At 70.7% G+C, this 22,128-nt stretch carries 13 protein-coding genes; 5 read left to right on the top strand and 8 right to left on the bottom strand.

Annotation, left to right across the window (positions count from 1 at the left end; translation table 11 throughout):
• Positions 1 to 424: 424 nt before the first annotated feature.
• The 4 genes from AB3X08_RS03480 (at position 425) to AB3X08_RS03495 (ending at position 7,249) form a co-directional block, all read left to right on the top strand.
• The gene (locus AB3X08_RS03480; protein WP_369938399.1) at positions 425 to 1,594 is read left to right on the top strand and encodes a nitrate/nitrite transporter; all 1,170 of its coding nucleotides are present in this window, start codon (positions 425 to 427) and stop codon (positions 1,592 to 1,594) included.
• Between the two features lie 61 nt (positions 1,595 to 1,655).
• On the top strand, positions 1,656 to 4,073 hold the full coding sequence (gene nirB, locus AB3X08_RS03485; protein ID WP_369938400.1) for a nitrite reductase large subunit NirB: 2,418 nt from the start codon (positions 1,656 to 1,658) through the stop codon (positions 4,071 to 4,073).
• Positions 4,074 to 4,076: 3 nt separating this feature from the next.
• Complete coding sequence (gene nirD, locus AB3X08_RS03490) at positions 4,077 to 4,457, top strand: nitrite reductase small subunit NirD (RefSeq protein ID WP_369936257.1); 381 nt, start codon at positions 4,077 to 4,079, stop codon at positions 4,455 to 4,457.
• Positions 4,457 to 7,249: a molybdopterin-dependent oxidoreductase gene (locus AB3X08_RS03495; protein WP_369936258.1), complete on the top strand. Its 2,793-nt coding sequence runs from the start codon at positions 4,457 to 4,459 to the stop codon at positions 7,247 to 7,249. The genes nirD and AB3X08_RS03495 overlap by 1 nt, the downstream gene beginning before the upstream one ends.
• Before the next feature lie 26 nt (positions 7,250 to 7,275).
• Here AB3X08_RS03495 and AB3X08_RS03500 read toward each other — a convergent pair whose 3' ends face one another.
• The gene (locus tag AB3X08_RS03500) at positions 7,276 to 7,527 is read right to left on the bottom strand and encodes a hypothetical protein (protein ID WP_369936260.1); all 252 of its coding nucleotides are present in this window, start codon (positions 7,525 to 7,527) and stop codon (positions 7,276 to 7,278) included.
• Between the two features lie 244 nt (positions 7,528 to 7,771).
• Between AB3X08_RS03500 and cobA the strand changes: the two genes are divergently transcribed.
• Positions 7,772 to 8,509, top strand: coding sequence for a uroporphyrinogen-III C-methyltransferase (gene cobA / locus AB3X08_RS03505; RefSeq protein ID WP_369938402.1), 738 nt, complete (start codon positions 7,772 to 7,774; stop codon positions 8,507 to 8,509).
• Between the two features lie 662 nt (positions 8,510 to 9,171).
• On the opposite strand, the gene glgX is transcribed toward cobA, so the two are convergent.
• The 7 genes from glgX to glgA form a co-directional block, all read right to left on the bottom strand.
• Complete coding sequence (gene glgX, locus AB3X08_RS03510; protein ID WP_369936261.1) at positions 9,172 to 11,346, bottom strand: glycogen debranching protein GlgX; 2,175 nt, start codon at positions 11,344 to 11,346, stop codon at positions 9,172 to 9,174.
• Positions 11,347 to 11,355: 9 nt separating this feature from the next.
• Entirely contained in the window at positions 11,356 to 11,544 is a 189-nt protein-coding gene (locus AB3X08_RS03515; protein ID WP_369936262.1) for a DUF2934 domain-containing protein, read from the bottom strand.
• A gap of 44 nt (positions 11,545 to 11,588) precedes the next feature.
• Positions 11,589 to 14,210 (bottom strand): malto-oligosyltrehalose synthase, encoded by a 2,622-nt coding sequence (treY, locus tag AB3X08_RS03520; protein WP_369936264.1) that lies wholly within the window; start codon positions 14,208 to 14,210, stop codon positions 11,589 to 11,591.
• Positions 14,207 to 16,162, bottom strand: a complete 1,956-nt coding sequence (malQ, locus tag AB3X08_RS03525) for a 4-alpha-glucanotransferase (protein WP_369936266.1) — start codon at positions 16,160 to 16,162, stop codon at positions 14,207 to 14,209. Before malQ ends, treY begins: the two co-directional genes overlap by 4 nt.
• A gap of 154 nt (positions 16,163 to 16,316) precedes the next feature.
• A complete protein-coding gene (gene treZ / locus AB3X08_RS03530; RefSeq protein ID WP_369938403.1) occupies positions 16,317 to 18,032 on the bottom strand; it encodes a malto-oligosyltrehalose trehalohydrolase in 1,716 nt (571 codons plus the stop codon).
• An 82-nt stretch (positions 18,033 to 18,114) separates the two neighbouring features.
• Positions 18,115 to 20,364, bottom strand: a complete 2,250-nt coding sequence (locus AB3X08_RS03535) for a 1,4-alpha-glucan branching enzyme (protein ID WP_369936267.1) — start codon at positions 20,362 to 20,364, stop codon at positions 18,115 to 18,117.
• On the bottom strand, positions 20,361 to 21,932 hold the full coding sequence (glgA, locus tag AB3X08_RS03540) for a glycogen synthase GlgA (RefSeq protein WP_369936269.1): 1,572 nt from the start codon (positions 21,930 to 21,932) through the stop codon (positions 20,361 to 20,363). The genes AB3X08_RS03535 and glgA overlap by 4 nt, the downstream gene beginning before the upstream one ends.
• Positions 21,933 to 22,128 lie beyond the last annotated feature (196 nt).

Below are 22,128 nucleotides of genomic sequence, written 5' to 3' on the forward strand. Positions count from 1 at the left end.
CACTCGGTGCGCCATGGTTGTCGCGGCGCACAATAACGGTGCACGGCGCACCACTTGTGTTCGTAGCGCTGGAGGTGGCGGCCTCGCAACAAAGGCCGCACCTCGCCGATGGATTCCTCAGTCCATTGAATTTTATGGCGATTTTCCGCCGCATCGCTGCCCCGAGCATTTGGCACGCCAATTGCGATAGTGCAATCGCGGACGCAACGGGGTGTCCGCACCAACTCGATTCGGCAGGCGGGCCAACGGCGGTCGGTCTGCCCAGACAACGGCGTCTTCCGGTGCGAACCGGACGGCGCCGTTTTCGTTTTTCCCTCCCCTCGACTACCGCGCGCTGCGGGTGGTGTGCAGCGCTGCGGCCCAACGTTTCTCGGAGATGGCGCGGATGAACCGATCGTTCTGGCAAGCCGGACACACACCTACGCTGTTGTCGGCGTTCCTGTATTTCGATCTGAGCTTCATGGTCTGGTACCTGCTCGGTCCGCTGCAGGTGCAGATCGCCGCGGCGCTGCAGCTGGACACCCAGCAACGCGCGCTGATGGTGGCGGTGCCGATCCTGTGCGGGGCGGTGCTGCGCCTGTTCCTGGGCATGCTCGCCGACGTGATCGGTGCCAAGCGCGCCGGCGTGCTGGCGCAGGTGTTGGTAATCGTGGCGCTGGCGGTGGCGTGGCAGCTGGGCGTGCGCAGTTTCGCGCAGGTGCTGCTGTTGGGGCTGATGCTGGGCGTGGCCGGGGCCTCGTTCGCGGTGGCGCTGCCGCTGGCCTCGCGCTGGTATCCGCCGCAGCATCAGGGCACGGCGATGGGCATCGCCGGCGCGGGCAATTCCGGCACGGTGTTCGCGGCGCTGTTCGCTCCGGTGCTGGCCACGGCGTTCGGCTACCAGGCGGTGTTCGGGCTGGCCTGCATCCCGCTGCTGCTGACCTTGCTGGTGTTCGCGGCGTGCGCCAAGGACGCGCCGGTGGACGTGCCGCGCAAGCGCCTGGGCGATTACGCGCGGGTGCTGGTCGGCAATCGCGATTCGTGGTGGTTCATGCTGTTCTACGCGATCACCTTCGGCGGTTTCGCCGGGTTCGCCAGCGCCTTGCCCGGCTACTTCCACGATCAGTTCGACTTCTCGCCGAAGCTCGCCGGCTGGGCCACCGCGGCGTGCGTGCTGGCCGGTTCGGTGATGCGCCCGCTGGGCGGCGCGTTGGCCGATCGCGTCGGCGGCACCCGCACGCTGCTGTCGATCTATCTGCTGGTGGCGTTGCTGGTGGCGGCCGCGGCGATCGGCGTCGGCGGCCCGGCGGCGACGGTGGCGCTGTTCGTGCTGACCCTGCTGTGCCTGGGCACCGGCAACGGCGCGGTGTTCCAGCTGGTGCCGCAGCGCTTCGGCCGCGACATCGGGCTGATGACCGGGCTGATCGGCATGGCCGGCGGTATCGGCGGCTTCCTGCTCGCCGCGGGGCTGGGCATCGTCAAGCAGCACACCGGCAGCTATGCGTTGGGGCTGTGGCTGTTCGCCGGCTGCGCGCTGCTGGCCTGGGGCCTGCTGTCCAACGTCAAGCAGCACTGGCGCAGCCAATGGGCCGCGGCCGGCGCGGCGCGCGTCTGATCCTCTCCACCGAAGCGAGACTCGCATGAACAAGCCAAGACTGGTGGTGGTGGGCAACGGCATGGCCGGCATCCGCACCGTGGAAGAACTGCTCAAGCTGATGCCGGGGATGTACGACATCACCGTGTTCGGCGCCGAGCCGCATCCGAACTACAACCGCATCCTGCTGTCGCCGGTGCTCGCCGGCGAACAACGGTTCGACGAGATCGTGCTCAATCCGCTGGCCTGGTATGCGGAAAACGGTATCCGGCTGCATGTGGGCAAGGAAGTCACCCGCATCGACCGGATCAGGCGCAAGGTGATCGCCGCCGACGGCACCGAGGCGGCGTACGACCGCCTGCTGCTGGCCACCGGCTCGCTGCCGATCGTGTTGCCGGTGCCGGGCAAGGACCTGAAGGGCGTGATCGGCTACCGCGACATGCACGACACGCAGACCATGATCGACACCGCCACGCGCAAGCGCCATGCGGTGGTGATCGGCGGCGGCCTGCTCGGCCTGGAGGCGGCCAACGGGCTCAAGCAGCGCGGCATGCAGGTGACCGTGGTGCACCTGGCCGACTGGTTGCTGGAGCGCCAGCTCGACCCGGTCGCCGGGCAACTGCTGCAACGCTCGCTCAGCGAACGCGGTCTGGACTTCCGCCTCGGCACCTCGACCACCGAACTGGTCGGCAACGCCGATGGCGAGGTGGTGGCGGTGAGGTTCTCCGACGGCAGCGAAGTGCCGGCCGACCTGGTGGTGATGGCCGCCGGCATCCGCCCCAACATCGCGCTGGCGCAGGCCGCCGGCATCCACTGCACGCGCGGCATCGTGGTCAACGACACGCTGCAGACCTTCGACCCGCGCGTGTACGCGGTCGGCGAATGCGCCAGCCACCGCGGCATCGCCTACGGCCTGGTCGCGCCGCTGTTCGAGCAGGCCAAGATCTGCGCCAATCACTTGGCCGGGTTCGGCATCGGCATCTACCGCGGCTCGGTGGCCTCGACCAAGCTCAAGGTCACCGGCATCGACCTGTTCTCGGCCGGCGATTTCATGGGCGGGGAGGGCAGCGAGGAGATCGTGCTGTCCGATCCGGCCGGCGGCGTCTACAAGAAGCTGGTACTGAAGGACGACAGGCTGGTCGGCGCCTGCCTGTACGGCGATACCAACGACGGCGCCTGGTATTTCCAACTGCTGAAGGACGCCAGCCCGATCGGCGAGCGCCGCGAACGGCTGATGTTCGGCGAAAGCGCGCTCGGCGACGCCGGCACCGCCGGCCAGGACCGCGCCAGCGCGATGCGCGACAGCGACGAGGTGTGCGGCTGCAACGGCGTGTGCAAGGGCACCATCGTCAAGGCGATCAACGCGCAGGGCCTGTTCACCGTGGACGAGGTCAAGAAGCAGACCAAGGCGGCCAGTTCCTGCGGCTCGTGCACCGGCCTGGTCGAGCAGATCCTGATGAATTGCCTGGGTTCCAACTTCCAGCAGACGCCCAAGACCAAGGCGGTGTGCGGCTGCACCGACCTCAGCCACGGCGAGGTGCGCCAGGCGATCCGCGAGGGCAGGCTGCTCACCCATGGCGCGGTGTATGCGCAGCTGCAGTGGCGCAGTCCCAACGGCTGCGCGACCTGCCGCCCGGCGATCAACTACTACCTGCTGTCGACCTGGCCGCGCGAGGCGGTGGACGATCCGCAGTCGCGCTTCATCAACGAACGCGCCCACGCCAACATCCAGAAGGACGGCACCTTCTCGGTGATCCCGCAGATGAAGGGCGGGGTGACCAACGCCTCGGAACTGCGCCGCATCGCCGATGTGGCCGACAAGTACGCGGTGCCGATGGTCAAGGTCACCGGCGGCCAGCGCATCGACCTGCTCGGGGTGAAGAAGGAAGACCTGATCGGCGTGTGGAAGGACCTGGGCATGAACTCCGGCCACGCCTACGGCAAGTCGATCCGCACGGTGAAGACCTGCGTGGGCAGCGAGTTCTGCCGCTTCGGCACGCAGAACAGCACGCAGATGGGCATCGATCTGGAAACCATGCTGGCCAACATGTGGAGCCCGCACAAGGTGAAGCTGGCGGTGTCCGGCTGCCCGCGCAACTGCGCCGAGTCCGGCATCAAGGACGTGGGCATCATCGCGGTGGAATCGGGCTGGGAGCTGCACATCGGCGGCAACGGCGGCATGAAGACCGAGGTCGCCAAGTTCCTGGTCAAGGTCAGGACCGCCGAGGAGGTGAAGGAGTACACCGGCGCGTTCCTGCAGCTGTACCGCGAGGAGGCCTATTACCTGGACCGCACCGTGCACTACATCGAGCGCGTGGGCATGGACTACATTCGCCAGCGCGTGATCGAGGACGCAGCCAATCGCCGCGCGCTGTACGAGCGCCTGCTGTATGCGCTGGAAGGCCTGCCCGATCCATGGGCCGAGCGCATCGCCGGAGCCAGGCAACGCGAGTTCCAGCCGTTGCGCGTGGCTGCGCCGCTGGCGCTGGTGGAGGACTGAGCGATGCACGCAACCGCTTCCGACCTCCCCGCGTCCGACCGCAGCACCGCCGACGCCGGCGCCCGGCACTGGATCCGCATCTGCCGGCTCGACGACATCCCGGCGCTCGGCGCGCGCGTGCTGGAGATCGCCGGTGTGGATCCGATCGCGCTGTTCCGTACCGCGGGCGACCGCGTGTTCGCGCTGGCCGATCGTTGCCCGCACAAGGGCGGGCCGCTGTCGCAAGGTATCGTCGCCGGCGACAGCGTCACCTGCCCGCTGCACAGCTGGAACATCGCCCTGGACAGCGGCCAGGCCTGCGCGCCGGACGTGGGCTGCGCCCGCCGCTATCCGGTGCGCGTGGACGACGGCGATGTGTGGCTGTCGTTGCAGGTCGCCGGCTGATGGACGGCGCGCACGTGCCCGCAGCGTACGCGGTCGCGGACACCGCGGCGCGGCGCACGCTGACCCGGTCGACCTGCTGCTACTGCGGCGTCGGCTGCGGCGTGCTGATCGAGACCGAGCATGCTGCCGACGGCACCGCGCGCATCGTCGGCATCGAAGGCGATCCCGAGCACCCGGCCAACTACGGCCGGCTGTGCAGCAAGGGCCGCACCTTGCCGGACACCGTGCGCAGCCTGCAGGGCCGCGCGCTGCAGCCGGAACTGCGCACGCATCGCGATGCGCCGCGGCGCGCGGTGGACTGGGCGGTGGCGCTGGACAGCGTGGCCGAGCGCCTGGCCGGCATCGTCGAACGGCATGGGCCGGATGCGGTGGCGTTCTACCTGTCCGGGCAACTGCTGACCGAGGACTACTACGTCTTCAACAAGCTGGCCAAGGGCCTGCTCGGCACCAACAACATCGACACCAATTCGCGGCTGTGCATGTCCAGCGCAGTCAGCGGCTACAAGCTGGCGCTGGGCGCGGACGGCCCGCCGACCTGCTACGAAGATCTGGAACTGGCAAGAACCGTGCTGCTCGCCGGCAGCAACATGGCCTACGCGCATCCGGTGCTGTTCCGTCGGCTGGAGGACGCGCGCGCGCGCGATCCGGACGTGCGCTGGATCGTGGTCGATCCGCGCCGCACCGACACCGCGGCGATGGCCGACCTGCATCTGCCGATCCAGCCCGGAACCGATGTGGCGCTGTTCAACGGCATGCTGCATCACCTGATCTGGGAAGACCGCATCGATCGCGCGTTCATCGCCGCGCACACGCAGGGCTTCGCCGAACTGCGGCAGACATTGCGCGAATACACACCGGCGATGGCCGCCGACATCTGCGGCATCCCGGTCGCCGACCTGGTGCAGGCGGCGGAATGGTTCGGCCGCGATGCGCCGGCACTGTCGCTGTACTGCATGGGCCTGAACCAGTCCGCGCACGGCACCGACAAGAACCTGGCGCTGATCCACCTGCACCTGGCCACCGCGCAGATCGGCAAGCCGGGTGCCGGCCCGTTCTCGCTGACCGGACAACCGAACGCGATGGGCGGGCGCGAGGTCGGCGGCATGGCGACGATGCTGGCCGCACACCGCGAGATCGCCAGCGCCAGCGATCGTGCCGAGCTCGAACGGCTGTGGCAGCTGCCGGCCGAACGCCTGTCGGCGCGTCCCGGCCTGCCGGCGGTGGCGCTGTTCGATGCGTTGCGCCGCGGCCAGGTCAAGGCGGTGTGGATCGCCTGTACCAATCCCGTGCATTCGATGCCGGACATCGCACAGGTGCGCGACGCGCTGCGCCAGGCCGAGCTGGTGATCGTGCAGGACGCGTTCGTGCACACCGACACCGTGCCCTACGCCGACGTGCTGCTGCCGGCGGCGAGTTGGGGCGAGAAGGAGGGGACGGTGACCAACTCCGAACGCCGCGTCTCGCGCGTGCGCAAGGCGCTGCCGGTGGCGGGCGCGGCCAGGCCGGACTGGTGGATCGCCAACGAAGTGGCGCGGCGGCTGGAAGCGCGGCTGGACGCGCCGGCGACCGGCTCGCGCTTCGGCTTCGCCGATACCGCGGCGGTGTTCGACGAGCACCGTGCATTGACGCTCGGCCGCGACCTGGATATCGGCGGGCTCGACTATGCGCGGCTGGACGCGCAGGGCTCGCAGCAATGGCCGCTGCCGGCCGGCGCCGCGCACGGCCAGGCGCGGCGCTATGCCGACGGCGTGTTTGCCACCGCCGACGGCCGCGCGCGTTTCCATCCCACGCCGTACAAGCCGGTCGCCGAACCGACCTCCGCGCGCTTTCCGCTGCGCCTGCTGAGCGGGCGCCTGCGCGACCAGTGGCACGGCATGTCGCGCAGCGGGCGGGTGCCGGCGTTGTTCGCGCACAGCCCGCAGCCGGGCCTGCGCATGCATCCGCAGGATGCGGCGCGGCGCGGACTGTGCGATGGCGACCTGGTGCGCGTCGTCAGCAAGCGCGGCAGCCTGGTGCTGCCGCTGCAAGCGTGCGAGGAGATGCGCTCGGGCGACGTGTTCGCGGCGATGCACTGGAACGCGCAGTTCCTCGACAGCGGCGGCGTCAACGAACTCAGCCTGGGCACGGTGGATGCGCGCTCGCAGCAGCCCGAGCTCAAGCACGCCGCGGTGCGCGTGGAGAAGGCCGGATTCGGCTGGCATCTGCTGCTGGCGCGGCGCGGCGACGCGCTCGCGTTGCAGGCGGCGGCGCAACCCTGGTTGCGCGACTTCGGCTATGCCGCGTTGAGCCTGCAGGCCGAGGCCGGCGAACAGGAACAGGCGTGGCTGGTGCTGCGCGCCGCCGCCGAGCAGGCGCCGGCGCCGGCGCAGCTGGAAGCGCTGGCGCAGGCGTTGGCGTTGGCCGGCGGCGACGCCGATACCCTCGAATACCGCGACGCGCGCCGCGGCCTGCTCAAGCGCGTGGCCTGGCGCGGTGCCGCGCCGACCAGCTATCTCGATGGCCTGCTGCTGGCCGGTGAGCAGCGCGATGCAACGGGCGAAGCCTTGCTCGAGCGCGCATTGAGCGGCGAGGCCTGGTACGGCGCGCGGTTGGCGGCTTTCGCGCTGGCTGGCGGCGTGGCGCGCGATCCGGTGGTGTGCCAGTGCACGCAGGTGCGCGAATCGGCGATCCGCGCCGAAGCCGCGCGCGGTGCGGCGCCCGCCGAGATCCGCGCCCGGCTGGGCTGCGGCAGCGTCTGCGGCTCGTGCATGCCGCAGGTGTTGCGGCTGTGCGCCACGGCCGCAAGCGCATGACGGCGCCTCGGTCTTCCGCGCGGCGCCTACGCCGCTGTCGCGGTAAACGCGGCATTCCTGTTCGCATCGGCCACATTGGCGAAGATGCGCGGCAGTGCGTGCAGCGCGAGCGGGTCGTCGCTACTGCGCAAATCTACCAGGGCGATGCGTCTATGAGTACGGCGTCCTGCGACGTGTCCCTTCTTGCCGCTGCGGCGCCAGCGACGAACGCTGCGCGCGTGTCCTGCGCGTACTGCGGTGGCGGCGAAGTAACGCACCAGCGCGCGCGGCGATTGCATGCCGCAGGTGCATGGATGCGCGGCGTCCCTGGTGTTTCCCTTTTCGCCGCGGGGTCCGCAATGAACGCCCCATCTGTGTCATGCGTTCGCGGCGCGACGGCGACGTGGCGCGGCGGCGCGGGCGGCGAGTGCGTGCCGCGGGTGTACCAATGAGCGCGGGATCTTCTGTTGTGTTTCCTCTTTCCTTGCGGAGTCTGCAATGAGCGATACGGATGTGCCTGGCATGCGCCGCGGTGGCGGCGAAGTGGTGCTGCTGTCGGCCGGACCCGGCGACCTGGAACTGCTGACGCTGAAGGCGGTCAAGGCGCTGGCCGCGGCGCAGGTGCTGTTGCTCGACGATCTGGTCAATCCCGATATCGTGCAGTTCGCGCCGCAGGCGCGGGTGATCCGCGTCGGCAAGCGCGGCGGCTGCCGTTCCACGCCGCAGGATTTCATCTGCCGGCTGATGCGGCGTTATGCGCTGCAGGGCGCCAGGGTGGTGCGCGCCAAGGGCGGCGAAGCGCTGCTGTTCGGCCGTGCCGGCGAGGAGATCGCATTCCTGCGCGCATCGGGCGTGGAGGTGAGCATCGTCAACGGCGTCAGCGCCGGCTTCGCCGCGGCGGCCGGGCTGGGGATGTCGCTGACCCATCGCGACCATTGCCACGGCATCACCTTCGTCACCGCGCATACCCAGGACCATGGCGAGCCGGACTGGGCGGCGCTGTGCGCCACGCGCACCACGCTGGCGATCTACATGGGCATGGGCCGCATCGCGGCGCTGACGGCGGCCTTGCTGAGACACCTGCCCGGCGCTACGCCGGCGGCGGTGGTGCAATCGGCGAGCCTGCCGCAGCAAGCGCAGTTGCTGACGACCTTGGAGCGCCTGACGGCCGATGTGCAGGGCCTTGGCACCGGCGCACCCGGGGTGATCCTGATCGGCGGCGCGGTGGGCGAAGCGCAGGTGCAGCTGGCGCAACTGCACGCGATGCAAGCGACGGCCTGATCGTTGTGGGAGCGACTTCAGGGGACCTCTAATACCCCCAAAAAGCATGTCGATGCACTTGCGAGACGCCGACACGCCGGCACGCCCAACCTGCAGGTTCCGGCATCGAGACGTTCGAGATGCCATGGAGTGGCAAAGGCGCATTGGCGGTAGACGGTGGTGTTGCGGCCGCGGTTTTCATGGACGCCTTGGCATCACGGCCACTTCGTCTTCCTGTCGCGGCTGAAGCCGCTCCTACAGGAGCACGGCGCGCATGTGTAGGAGCGGCTTCAGCCGCGACAGAAAAAAGAAACACGCCATCGCCACACGCAGCGTGCAGCTTCCGGAATGGAGTTATTAGAGGTGCCCTTCAGTCGCGACGGGATTTACCGCTGAAGCCCGTCGCGACTGAAGTCGCTCCCACAAACGGCGGCATCGACAGCGAACATTCGCCAGCGCTCCCTGTAGGAGCGGCTTCAGCCGCGACGAAAGAAGTTGGAATCTCCCAGCGTTGCATAACGCCCTGAAGCCGGCGACCTCGAGCGTCGCGACATCTCGCACTCGGATTGGTCGCTGGCTGCAGATACAGTCGCGGCTGAAGCCGCTCCTACATAAGCGTGGGTTTGTCTGTGCGGAGAGCGGCCCGGCATTGGATCCGGGCCGCTCTCCGCCGACCGCTACGCTTACGCCGCCGTTGCCGGCGGCGGCGCCGCGTTCTGGTGCTGGGCGGCGGCGGCCTTGCCGTCGCGCTCCGCCGCCAGCAGGGTCAGCGAGCGGCAGATGCCATGCCATTGCGAGCCGCCGGGCAGGCCGCGTTCGTGGTCGCGTTCGGCGGTGTCGATCAGCACGCGCCAGTGCTCGCCTTCGACCATCGGCAAGGTGAAGGTCACGTCCTCGGTGGCGCCGTTGACGATCATCAGCAAGGTCACGTTCGATGCCGCCTGGCGCAGGCCGCTGGACGGCGCTTTGCCGTCCAGGCGCATCATCAGTGCGCGTGCGTGCGGATCGTGCCAGGACGCCTCGGTCATCTCCTCGCCATCCGGCGCTAGCCAGGTCACGTCCTTGATGCCCAGTTCTTCATCGTAGACGCCGTCGAAGAAGCGTGCGCGGTGCAGCAGCGGGTAATGCGCGCGCAGATGGGTCAGGCGCGTCACGAACGCGGTCAGGCGCTGCGCGCGCTCGCCGCTTTCCCAGTTCAGCCAGGTCAGCTCGTTGTCCTGGCAGTAGGTGTTGTTGTTGCCGCCCTTGCTGCGTCCGAACTCGTCGCCGGCCAGCAGCATCGGCGTGCCCTGCGACAGCAGCAGGGTGGCCAGCATGTTGCGCATCTGCCGCAGGCGCAGGGCGTTGATCTCCGGGTCGTCGCTCTCGCCCTCGACCCCGTAGTTGGCCGAGATGTTGTTGTCCGAACCGTCGCGGTTGTCTTCGCCGTTGGCCTCGTTGTGCTTGTGCGCGTAGCTGACCAGGTCGTGCAGGGTGAAGCCGTCGTGGGCGGTGACGAAGTTGACCGAGGCGGTGGGGCGGCGGCCGCGGTGGTTGAACAGGTCGGCCGAGCCCGTCAGGCGCGTGGCCAGTTCCGCCAGCTGGCCTTCGTCCCCGCGCCAGAACGCGCGCACGTTGTCGCGGAACTTGTCGTTCCATTCCGACCAGCCCGGCGGGAAGCCGCCGACCTGGTAGCCGCCCGGGCCCACGTCCCACGGCTCGGCGATCAGCTTGACCTGGCTCAGCAGCGGGTCCTGGCGACAGGCGTCGAGGAAGCCGCCCTTGGGATCGAAACCGTGGTGCTCGCGGCCTAGGATGGTGGCCAGGTCGAAGCGGAACCCGTCCACGTGCATTTCCGACACCCAGTAGCGCAGCGAGTCGTTGACCATGCGCAGCGCGCCGGCATTGGTCAGGTCGAAGGTGTTGCCGGTGCCGGTGTCGTTGATATAGAAGCGGCGGTTTTCGGCGAGGCGGTAGTAGCTGGCGTTGTCGATGCCCTTGAACGACAGCGTCGGCCCCAGCTCGTTGCCTTCGGCGGTGTGGTTGTAGACCACGTCCAGGATCACCTCCAGCCCGGCGTGGTGCAGGCGCGCCACCATCTGCTTGAACTCGGCCACGGTGCGCGTGGCCATGTAGCGCGGTTGCGGCGCGAAGAAGCCGATGGTGTTGTAGCCCCAGTAGTTGCGCAGGCCCTGCTTGAGCAGGTATTCGTCGTCGACGAAGGCGTGCACCGGCAGCAATTCCACCGCGGTCATGCCGAGCCGCTTGATGTGCTCCACCACCTCGTCCACCTTCAGCCCGGAGAAGGTGCCGCGCCAGGCCTCGGGCACCGACGGATGGCGCATGGTGGTGCCGCGCACGTGGGTCTCGTAGATCACCGTGCGGTCCCAGGGCGTCTGCAGGCGCTGGTCCTTGCCCCAGGTGAAGGCCGGATCGATCACCGCGCACTTGGGCACGTAGGCGGCGCTGTCGCGACGGTCGAAACTCAGGTCCGCGTCCTTGTGGCCGATGGTGTAGCCGAACAGCGCCGGCGCCCATTTCAACTCGCCGACCAATTGCTTGGCGTAGGGGTCGAGCAGCAGCTTGTTGGGATTGAAGCGGTGCCCGGCATCGGGCGCGTACGGGCCGTACACGCGGTAACCGTAGAGCTGGCCGGGGCGCGCGTCGGGCAGGTAGCCGTGCCAGATCTCGTCGGTGTATTCGGGCAGCACGATGCGCTCGACCTCGCGGCCGCGCTCGTCGAACAGGCACAGCTCGACCTTGGTGGCGTTGCTCGAGTACAGCGCGAAGTTGACGCCCAGGCCATCCCAGGTGGCGCCGAGCGGAAACGAACGGCCTTCGCGGATGCGGGAGCGGCGGGCGAGCTTGCGAAGCGGCATGCGAAATCCTTACGACGTGGCGGGGCCGTTATTGGCCGGGGAAAGCGAGTGGTCTTGCGGATCGGCGCGGGCTTCGGCGTCGACCAGGCGTTCGGCCATGGCCCAGTGGCGGGCGGCGCGGCCGTCGGGCCGGCCTTCGGCTTCCCAGATTTCGTGTGCGAGTTGTTCGATGCGGCGCTGGCGTGTTTCTGCGTCCATGGCGGTCTTGTCAGGGGAAGGTGGCCAGCACGGCCACCGGCATGTCAGGGAACGGCGACCAACACGGCCACCGGGAACTCGGCGAGCAGGTCCGCCACCGGCATCGAGGCCGATGCCGCGAGGTCGCGCCCGCTCAGCACGTCCCTGTACTGTGCCGCGGGCAGCGTCAGAAAGGTGTTATGCCAATCGAACTGCGCACGCAGCGGCGCCGCCGCATCGAGCGCCCGCGCCGCGGCGGCCAGGCGCGGCACCACCACCAGCAGGGTCTTGCCGGCGTGTTCGCGCGCGAAGCCGAGCACGTGTTGCGCGTGCGGACCTTGCGCCTGCAGCGGGCGATAGTCGCCATGCGCGAACAGCGCCGGATGCGCGCCGCGCAGCTGCAACAGCTGCGCGGTCAACCAGGCCTTGATGTGGCCGCTGTGCCAGTCGCGCAGCAGCGCCGACGGTGCGGTGTCGTCGTGCAGCCAGGCCTGGCGCAGCGCGTAGTCCACCGGGCGGCGGTTGTCCGGATCGACCAGCGACAGGTCCCAGCCTTCGCTGCCCTGGTACAGGTCGGGCACGCCGGGCACGCTCAGCCGCAGCGTGGTCTGCACCAGGCTGTTGAGCGCGCCGGCGGGGGCCAGCGCGGCCGCGGCCTGCGCCAGCGCCTCGCGCAGCGGCGCGCCGGCCGGCGCCAGCAGGGCGGCGTCCAGCAGTGCGCGCGCGCCGCGTTCGTAGGCCTCGTCCGGCCAGGTCCAGTAGGTGCGCAGCTTGGCCTCGCGTGCGGCCTTCAGCTGCCACGCGCCGATGCGCTCGGCGTAGTCGGCCAGGCCGGCGTCGTCGTCGCTGGCCAGTTCCAGCGGCCAGGCGGCGACCAGCATCTGCCACAGCATCTGCACGTCGCCGGGGAGCGGCATGGCGCTGCCGGCCGGCAGCAGGTCGGCGGACAAGGCCTGGAAGCGCGCGACCTGTTCGGCCCACCACGGCGCCTGCGCGCTGAGCGCGGCCAGGCGCATGCGCACATCCTCGCCGCGCTTGTGATCGTGGGTGGCGGTGGCCAGCAGCGCACGCGGGTGGCGCTGCGCGCGCGCGGCGTTGGCGGCGTGGAAATCTTCCGGCGCCCACGCGAACACGTCCGGGTCGCTGCCGACCTCGTTGCGCGACAGCAGCACGCCGTGGCGGTAGAACGCGGTGTCCTCGACCGACTTGGCGTTGAGCGGTGCCGACAGCTGTTCGATGCGCCGGCGCACGATGCGGCGCAGCGCGATCTGCGCCTTGCCGGTGCCGCGGCCGTCGCGGCTCCAGCGCTCGATCGCGTCGATCGCCGCGCACACCCGCGGCTCGGCACCGGCGCGCGCGCGCTGCGCGGCCTGCGCCAGGCGCGCCGCATCCGCTTCGTCCAGGCCATCGGGACCGGCGTAGGTGCGATACACCTCGAAGTGCCGCAACAGCGCCATCAGGCCGTGCGCCAGCATCTGCGGGCTGAACTCGCGGGTGAGCGGATCCAGGTGCGCGGCGGCGGCCAGCGCCTGTACGGTGCGGACGAACTCGGTCTGCAGCGAGCCCTGCAGGATCTCGTCGCGCGCGGCGCGCTGTTCCTGGCCGAAGTCGCCGCTGCGGCCGGTCTCGCGGCGCCACAGCGCGGTCAGCGGGGCGGCGCCGGCCGGATCGTGCAGCACGCCGGCGACCTGGTCCATGAAGTCGTAGCCGGTGCTGCCATCGCATGGCCAGTCGCTGCGCAGGGTTTCCTGCGGCGCCAGGATTTTCTCGATGTACAGCGCGATGCCGCCGGCCGCGATGCCGCGGCGGCGCCCGGCGCGGTCCAGCTGCGCGCGCAGCCGCTGCACATAGCCGGTGGGATCGGCCAGACCATCGACGTGGTCCACGCGCACGCCGTCCAGGTGGCCTTCGGCGACCAGCCGCAGCGGCAGTTCGTGCACCGCGGCGAACACCTCGTTCTGCTCCACGCGCAGCGCCGCCAACGAGGTGATGTCGAAGAAGCGGCGGTAGTTGAGCATGTCGTTGCCGACCCGCCACCAGGCGAGCCGGTAGCACTGGCGCTCGATCAGCCGATGCAGGGCGTCGTCGCCCAGCCGGGCGGCGTCGTTGAGCCGCGCCGCCCAGGCCTGGCGCGCGGCCGGCGAATCCTGGGCCACGGCGCCTTCCAGACGGATCGGGAAGCGTTGGTCGTGGTGCTCCAGCTGCACTTCGCCGTCTTCGGCCACGCGCAGCTGCAGCGCGCCTTCGCTCAGCGCCTGCGCATAGTTGCGGTCCAGCACCGGCAGCCACAGCTTGCCGTCGCGCCCGGGCGCGCGCCAGTCGATGTCGAACCAGCCGGCATGGCGGCTGCGCCGGCCATGCTTGAGCACGTCCCACCACCATGGATTGGCCGCGTGGGCGGCCATGTGGTTGGGCACGATGTCCAGGATCAGGCCCATGCCGTGCGCGCGCGCGCGCTCGGACAGGTGCAGCAGCGCCGGCTCGCCGCCGAGTTCGGGATTGACCTGGCGCGGATCGGTGACGTCGTAGCCGTGGGTGGAGCCGGGCACGGCGCTGCCGATCGGCGACAGGTACAGGTGGCTGATGCCCAGGCCGGCGTAGTAGGGCACCTGCGCGGCGGCGTCGAGCAGGGTGAATCCGGCGTGCAATTGCAGGCGCGCGGTGGCGCGCAGCGGGGTGAAGCTCATGCGTCGGTTCCTTGCGCGGGGGAGGCGGTGCGACGCGCGTGCGCGAACGCCTCCAGGCGGGTGTCGAGCGGCGTGGCGGCGGCCACCGCGTCCGCCGCCGGCAAGCGCCGGCGCCAGTTCGGGTGGCCATCGACGGTGCCGGGCAGATTGGGTTGCTGGTCCAGGCCCAGCGCGTCCTCGGCCGGCAGCAGCGCCAGCGGCGAGGGCGTGGCGGCGACGAAGCGCAGCGCGTCCAGTTCCGGGTCGTGCGCCTGCGGCAGCGCTGCGGCGACCGCGGCGTCCATGTGCGCCACGTCGGCGCTGCGGGTCTGGTGGTCGGCGCGCTGCTGCGCGGCATCGGACAGCTGCAGGCGGCGGCGCCAGTCGATGTCCTCGCCGCGGCGCCAGCCGCGCAGCGTCGGCAGGTCGTGGGTGGTGGTGGTGGCGATCGCGTCGCCGCGCCACTGCGCCGGCGGCAGGAACGCGCCCTTGGCGTCGCGGGTGAACAGCAGCACGTCGATGCCCATCACTCCGCGCTGCGACAGTTCGGCGCGGATGCCGTCCGGCACCACGCCCAGATCTTCGCCGATCACGATCGCGCGGTGCCGCCACGATTCCAGCGCCAGCAGGCGCAGCAGGTCGTGCAGCGGGTACCGCAGGTACACGCCGTCGGCCGAACTGGCGCCGCGCGGAATCGTCCACAGCCGCAGCAGGCCGAGGATGTGGTCGATGCGCACGCCGCCGCGGTCGCGCATCACCGCACGCAGCAGATCGATGAAGGGCGCGAAGCCGCTGGCGCGCAGCCCGGTCGGCGAATAGCCGCCGATGCCCCAGGCCTGACCGTCGCCGTTGAATGCATCCGGTGGCGCGCCCAGTTCCAGCCCGGCCAGCACCGCCTGCGGCCAGGCCGCGGCCTCGGCGCCGCCGGAATCGAAGCCCACCGCCAGGTCGGCGATCAGGCCGATGCCCATGCCGGCATCGCGCGCCTGCCGCTGCACGGCGGCCCAACTGCGCGTGGCCAGCCACTGCGCGAAGCTGTGCAGGGCCGGATCGGCATCGCCGAAGTCGCGCGCGGCGAACGCGGCGTAGTCGCGCAGCGCGCTGCCGCGCTCGTGCTGGAATGCGGCGAAATCCGCGTGCAGCGCGGGGTCGGCCTGGGCGAAATCGGCATGCAGCTGACGCAGCCACTGCCACTTGGTCGCCGCCGAGGCCGGCCAGTCGATCAGCGCGCGCGTCCGCGCGTCGGCGAAGGCCTGTTCCAGCCCGGCCGCCTGCATGGCGCGCTGCGCCGCGGCGGTGCCGAGCACGCGCGCCGGGGCGGCCTGCAACGGATCCAGGAAACGGCGGTCGCCCGGCGAATACGGGCTGTAGTGCGTGCCGATCGGCCGCGCCGCATGCACCGGGCTCAGGGCGATCGCATCGCCGCCGGCACGCGCGATGCGCTCGGCCCAGCTGGCCACGCCATCGGCATCGCCGATGCCGGCGTCGTGCGGGCCTTGCGCCGAATACACCTGCAGCGACAGGCCCCAGCGCCGTGGCGCGTCCTCGCCGACCGCGTCGGCCACGCCGTAGCAACGCGGCGGCGCCACCGCCAGCGTGGTGCTGCGGTCGCCGTGCTGCAGGGTCCAGTAGCCGTGGCGATCGACCGCGGCGACGCGGCCCTGCGCGTCGAAGCGGCCATCGTGGCGGCTGCCGTCCTCGTGCTCGAGCCGGTACGCCGCGTCCGGCGTGCCGCCCGCGTCGATCGGCGTGCCGACGTCGGCGGTCAGCAGCGGCGCGGCGCTGCCGCCGCTGGCCTGCAGCCGGCGCAGGCTGTCGCGGCAGGCGGCGTCGTCGTGCGCGTCCAGGCCAAGCGCGCCAAGCACGCTGCGCAGCGTGTCGGTGCCGACCGTACGCGGCGTATCGGAGGCGTCGATCCAGTCGACCAGCAGGCCGGCGGCGGACGCCAAGGTGTGCAGGGAGCTATCGGTCATGGGCGAGTCGGGGCCGCGGCAAGGGGAAAGAAGGGATGCACAGCCGTTGTCGCGCGCGCGGCGCACCCGTCAGGCAGGCGCACGGTCGCGGGCAACGAACGGAATGGGCAGCTTGCCGGAAGCGCTGTCGCGATGGCGTCGCGACAGCCCGCGCTCACGTGGCGGAACCGGGTCGGTAGCGGGCGACGAAGGCATTCGGCGGCAGCAGCGCCGGATCGTCGCCGGGGTTCTCGGCATGCACCGTCTCGCCGGGCAGATCCAGCGCCACCGGCGCATCGCCGAAATTCGCGGCCACGTGCCACTCGCCGATGCCCAGGCTCCAGCCCGCGGCCACCGCCTTTGGTCCCAGCGTGCGCGCGCCTAACGCGCGTGCCTGCATCAGCGCCGGCGCCAGGTGCTGGCGGCGCAGCGCCATCAGCGCCACGAACCAGTCGCGCCAGCGCGCGCCGTCGCCATGGGTGGCATCGCTGATGTCGGCGATGGACGCCTGGAACGTGCTCGGCGCGTTCGGGTCGGGAATGGTCGCGCGCTGTTCGGGATCGGCGAACGCGGCGAAATGCGCGAACTCGCGGCGCCGGCCTTCGCGCACCGCCTCGTCCAGCGGCGGCGCGAAGTCGGTGAAGAACAGGAACGGGGTGCGGCTGCCCCACGGCTCGCCCATGAAGAACAGCGGGATCATCGGGGTCAGCGCGGTCAACGCCAGCGCCGCGCGCAGCGCCGGCTCGGACACCTGCGTGATCAGCCGGTCGCCGCGCGCGCGGTTGCCGATCTGGTCGTGGTTCTGCGCGAAGATCACGAACTTGTGCGGCGGCAGATGGCCGCTGGGTTCGCCGCGCGCATGCCCGCGGTGGTCGGCCTGGCCCTGGTAGGCGAAGCCTTCGCCCAGCACCCGCGCCAGGTGCTGCGCCGGCGCATCGGCGAAGCCGGCGTAGTAGCCCTCGTGTTCGCCGGTGAGCAGCACATGCAGGCTGTTGTGGAAGTCATCGTCCCACTGCGCGCTGTAGCCGCGCTCCAGCACACCGGCCTGGTTGGCCTCGTTTTCCAGCACCAGGTGCACATGGCGACCATCCGGCACGCTGGCCGCGATCGCCTCGCGCAGGGTGTCCAGGAACGCGTTCGGCACGATCGCGTGCACCGCGTCCAGGCGCAGGCCGTCGAAGCGGTATTCGTGCAGCCACATCAGCGCGTTGTCGATGAAGTAACGCTGCACCGGCGCCAGCCGGAAGTCGATCGCCGCGCCCCACGGGGTCGGCGCGTCCTCGCGGAAGAACGTCGAAGCGTACTGGCCGAGGTAATTGCCGTCCGGGCCGAAGTGGTTGTAGACCACGTCCAGGAACACGCTCAGGCCCAGGCCGTGGGCCTCGTCGATCAGCGCCTTCAGTTCGTCGGGATGGCCGTAGGCCGCGGCCGGCGCGTACGGCAGTACGCCGTCGTAGCCCCAGTTGTGGCGGCCGGGGAACGCCGCCAGCGGCATCAGTTCGATCGCGGTGACGCCCAGCGCCGCCAGCGTGCGCAACTGCGCGCGCAGCCCGGCGTAGCCGCCGCAGGCGCCCACGTGCAGTTCGTAGAACACCGTTTCCGCCCACGGCCGGCCGCGCCAGGCGTCGTGCTGCCAGCGATAGCCATCGCTGGCCAGCACCGCGCTGGCGCCGTGCACGCCGTCGGGCTGCCAGCGCGAGGCCGGATCGGGCACCGGTTCGCCGCCGTCGATCGCGTAGCGGTAGCGGGTGCCGGCGGCGCAGGCGAGGGTGGCGGCGAAATAGCCGTCCGCGGCCGCGGCCAGCGGCTGCCGGCTGCCGTCGTCGAACACCAGCTCGACGCTGGCGGCATCCGGCGCCCACAACACGAAGGCGACCGTGCCATCGGCCATGGGCCAGGCGCCCTGACGCAGCGCGGCGGACGAAGCGGTTGCCGCGTCGCCGGTTGGCGTCGCGTTCGTTGCGATATTCACGTCAATGCTCCGCTTGCAACCAGAGGGTGGACAGTGGCGGCAGGGTCAGCGCCAGCGATTGCGCGTGCCCGTGCATCGGCTGCGCGATGCTGCGCAAGGCGCCGCCGTTGCCCTGGTTGGAGCCGCCGTAATGGCCGCTGTCGGTGTTGAGGATTTCGCGCCACAGCCCGCCGCGCGGGACGCCCAGACGGTAGTCGTGGTGCACGTTCGGGGTGAAGTTGCTCACCGCCAGCAGCGGCGGCGCGCCGCCGGCGCGGTCGTGGCGCACGAAGGCGAACACGCTGTTGCGGTGGTCGTCGGCCACGCTCCATTCGAAGCCTTCCGCCACGCGGTCGCTGCGGTACAGCGCCGGCAGCGCGCGCAGCTGGCGGTTGAGATCGCCGACCAGCCGCGCCACGCCGCGGTGCTCCGGGCGCTGCGCCTGCGCCCAGTCCAGCGCGCGGTCGTGGTCCCATTCCTGCCACTGCCCGAACTCGCCGCCCATGAACAGCAGCTTGCGTCCCGGGTGCGCCCACATGAAGGCCAGATAGGCGCGCAGGTTGGCGAAGCGCTGCCAGGTGTCGCCGGGCATCTTCGCCAGCAGCGACCCCTTGCCGTGCACCACTTCGTCGTGCGACAGCGGCAGCACGAACTGCTCGGAGAACGCGTACACCAGGCCGAAGCTCATCTCGCTGTGGTGGTGCTGGCGGTGGATCGGGTCGCGCCGCATGTAGCTCAGCGTGTCGTGCATCCAGCCCATGTTCCACTTGTGGCTGAAGCCCAGCCCGCCCTGCTCCGGCGGGGCGGTCACGCCCGGCCAGGCGGTGGATTCCTCGGCGATCACCCGCACCCCGGGGAAACGTTGCGCGATCTCCGCGTTGAGCCGGCGCAGGAAGGCGATCGCTTCCAGGTTCTCGCGCCCGCCCTGGGCGTTGGGGACCCATTCGCCCTCGTTGCGGCCGTAATCGCGGTACAGCATCGCCGCCACCGCATCCACGCGCAGGCCGTCGACGTGGAAGCGCTCGATCCACTCCAGCGCACTGCCGATCAGGTAGGCGACCACTTCGGCGCGGCCGTAGTTGTAGATCAGCGTGTTCCACTCGCGGTGCACGCCTTCGCGCGGATCGGCGTGTTCGTACAGCGCGGTGCCGTCGAAGCGCTGCAGGCCGTGCGCGTCGTCGGGAAAGTGCGCGCCGACCCAATCCAGGATCACGCCGATCCCGGCCTGGTGGCAGGCGTCGACGAAGCGCGCGAAACCGTCCGCGTCGCCATGCCGCGCGGTCGGCGTGTACAGGCCCAGCGGCTGGTAGCCCCAGGAGCCGCCGAACGGATATTCGGTGATCGGCAGCAGTTCGATATGGGTGAAGCCCAGCTCCCGCACGTACGGGATCAGCTGCGCGGCCAGCGCATCCCACTGCAGCGGCTGGCCGTGCGCGTCGTGGCGCCAGGAGCCGGCGTGCAGCTCGTAGATGCTCATCGGCTGCGCGGCGCCGGCGCGCGTTTCGCGCTGCGCCAGCCAGGCCGAGTCGTGCCAGGCGAAGTCGGTGGCGCTCGGCACCACCGACGCGGTGTCCGGCGCGCGCGTGCTGTGGCGAGCGACCGGGTCGGCCTTGCGCGGCAGCGGCGTGCCGTCGGCGTCGAGGATCTCGTATTGGTAGTGCTCGCCGCCGCGCAGTCCCGGCACGAACAGTTCCCAGACACCGGCCTGGCGATGCAGGCGCAGCGGATGGCGGCGGCCGTCCCAGCCGTTGAAGTCGCCGACCAGCGCGACCCGCCGCGCATGCGGCGCCCACACCGCGAAGCGCACCCCGTCGACCGTGCCGACACGGCTGTGGTGCGCGCCCAACGCGGTGCGCAGCGCGGCGCCGTCGCCTTCGGCCATGCCCTGCAGCCAGGCCTCGTCCAGCACCGGGCCGAAGGCGTAGGGGTCGTCGAGTTCCTGCACCGCGTCCGGCCACACGATGCGCAGCCGATAGGCGGTGCCAGTCTTCAGTTCGCCTTCGAACACGCCCTCGGCGTCCGGGTGCGCGCGCATCCGCGCCACCAGTTTGCCGTTGCCGTCGAGCAGGCCCAGCGCGTCGGCGCCCGGCACCAGCGCGCGTACCCGGACCACGCCATTGCCGTCGCTGTGCGGACCCAGCCAGGCGAACGCGTCCACCGCGTCGCCGCGCGCCAGTGCCTGCAGGGCGAGGCGTTCGCGCTCGTCGTTCGCCGCTTCCAGCGGCGCGTCCCACACCGGGCTTGGGTCCGGCGCCTGTTCCCGTTCGCTCATGCCACCGCCGGCGACAGCGGGGCAGTGCGGTCGTACAGGGCCATGTACTTGCGCCCGGCCAGGTCCCAGCCGCTGGGCCGCAGCATCGCCGCACGGCGCATCGCCTGCAGCAGGCCGGGCCGGCGGAAGGTGCGGAACACCCGCTGCAGGCAGCGGCGCAGGCCGTCGGCGGACGGCTCGTCGAACAGGAAGCCGGTCACGCCGTCGTCCACGGTGTCGATCAGGCCGCCGGTGGCGTGCGCGATCGGCAGGCTGCCGAACCGCTGCGCGTACATCTGGCTCAGCCCGCAGGGTTCGAAGCGCGACGGCATCAGCAGGAAGTCCGAGCCGGCGAACATGCGCCGCGCCAGGCGCTCCTCGAATCCGATGTGCGCGCCGACATGGCCGGGGAAGCGCCGCGCCAGCGCCGCCACCGCCTGCTCGATCTGCGGCTCGCCGCCGCCGATCACCACGATCTGGCCGCCGGCGGCGACGATCTGCGGCGCCACCTCGCAGATCATGTCCAGGCCTTTCTGGTGCACCAGCCGCGACACCACCGCGAACAGGGGGCCGTCGCTGTCGATCAGGCCGAACGCGCGGCGCACCTGGGCCGCGTTCTCGCGCTTGCCCTGCACCTGGTCGATGCCGAAATGGGCATGCAGGTGATCGTCGGTCCGCGGGTCCCAGCTGGCGTCGATGCCGTTGACGATGCCGCTGAGGCGGCCGCTGGCGGCATGCCGGGCCAGCAGCGTGTCCAGGCCACAGCCCTGCGCCGGTCCGGTGATCTGCGCGGCGTAGCTGACGCTGACCGTATTGACGTGGTCGGCGTGGACGATGCCGGCGCGCAGGAACGACATCTGCCCGTAGAACTCCAGGTCCTGCAGGCCCTCGTTCGGGATGCCCAGCGCACCCGCCATCGCGTACGGGAACAGGCCCTGGTAGGCGAGGTTGTGGATGGTCAGCAGGCACGGCGTGCGCCCGCCGGACCAGCGCACGTAGGCGGCGGCCAGCGCGCACGGCCAGTCGTTGAGATGCAGCAGGTCCGGATTCCAGTCCAGCCCGGCGCGGCCGCCGGCGATCTGCGCGGCGGCGTGCGACAGCGTGGCGAAGCGCAGCGCGTTGTCTTCCCAGTCGCGGCCTTCGCTGGACACGTAGGGCGAGCCCTGCCGTTCGAACAGCTGCGGGCACAGCAACACGTACACGCACAGGCCGTCCGGGCGTTCCGCGCGGCCCAGCGCGCAGGCCGGCAATCCGGCATGCGCGGCGATGTGGCCGACGATCTCCAGCGGACCGGTCTTGCGCAGCACCGCGGGGTAGCCGGGGATCAGCACGCGGATGTCGCAGCTGCCGCGCAGCGCGCGCGGCAGCGCCGCGGCGACGTCGCCCAGGCCGCCGGCCTTGATGAAATCGGCCATTTCCGAGGTCACGAACAGGCTGGCGCGGCGCGGTGCCGGCTGCAGCTTGACGGTGACTTCGGCGTTGCGGATGAAGCGTCCGCGCGCATCGCGGTGGCGGCGGCGGGGCGCGTGCAGGACCGGGTGGGTGTCGCGTTGTCTATCGGGCAGATCGGCGGGCGGTGGAGGCGACATGGCGATTCCGTCGGGGAGGGGGAAGACGGGCACACGGAAAAACGACTGCCGTCGCGTGTCCGCAGCGGGCACGCGACGTGAAACTATAAAAACAAAAGGGGTGAAACTGAACGGCGCATCGGCGCCTTTTCACTAATGTACGAACGGACCGATAAAAGGGGCGTGAAACGATTGCCTTGTCTACATTGCGCCCGTG

Source organism: Xanthomonas sp. DAR 34887 (assembly GCF_041245805.1).
Taxonomy (GTDB): domain Bacteria; phylum Pseudomonadota; class Gammaproteobacteria; order Xanthomonadales; family Xanthomonadaceae; genus Xanthomonas_A; species Xanthomonas_A tesorieronis.

Coding starts and splice junctions, on each gene's coding strand:
- treY (WP_369936264.1), bottom strand. CDS start 14,210: ATGAGCTTCACCCCGCTGCGCGCCACCGCGCGCCTGCAATTGCACGCC.
- nirD (WP_369936257.1), top strand. CDS start 4,077: ATGCACGCAACCGCTTCCGACCTCCCCGCGTCCGACCGCAGCACCGCC.
- malQ (WP_369936266.1), bottom strand. CDS start 16,162: ATGACCGATAGCTCCCTGCACACCTTGGCGTCCGCCGCCGGCCTGCTG.
- nirB (WP_369938400.1), top strand. CDS start 1,656: ATGGCCGGCATCCGCACCGTGGAAGAACTGCTCAAGCTGATGCCGGGG.
- glgX (WP_369936261.1), bottom strand. CDS start 11,346: ATGCCGCTTCGCAAGCTCGCCCGCCGCTCCCGCATCCGCGAAGGCCGT.
- AB3X08_RS03495 (WP_369936258.1), top strand. CDS start 4,457: ATGGACGGCGCGCACGTGCCCGCAGCGTACGCGGTCGCGGACACCGCG.
- AB3X08_RS03500 (WP_369936260.1), bottom strand. CDS start 7,527: ATGCAATCGCCGCGCGCGCTGGTGCGTTACTTCGCCGCCACCGCAGTA.
- glgA (WP_369936269.1), bottom strand. CDS start 21,932: ATGTCGCCTCCACCGCCCGCCGATCTGCCCGATAGACAACGCGACACC.
- AB3X08_RS03535 (WP_369936267.1), bottom strand. CDS start 20,364: ATGAGCGAACGGGAACAGGCGCCGGACCCAAGCCCGGTGTGGGACGCG.
- AB3X08_RS03515 (WP_369936262.1), bottom strand. CDS start 11,544: ATGGACGCAGAAACACGCCAGCGCCGCATCGAACAACTCGCACACGAA.
- treZ (WP_369938403.1), bottom strand. CDS start 18,032: ATGGCCGATGGCACGGTCGCCTTCGTGTTGTGGGCGCCGGATGCCGCC.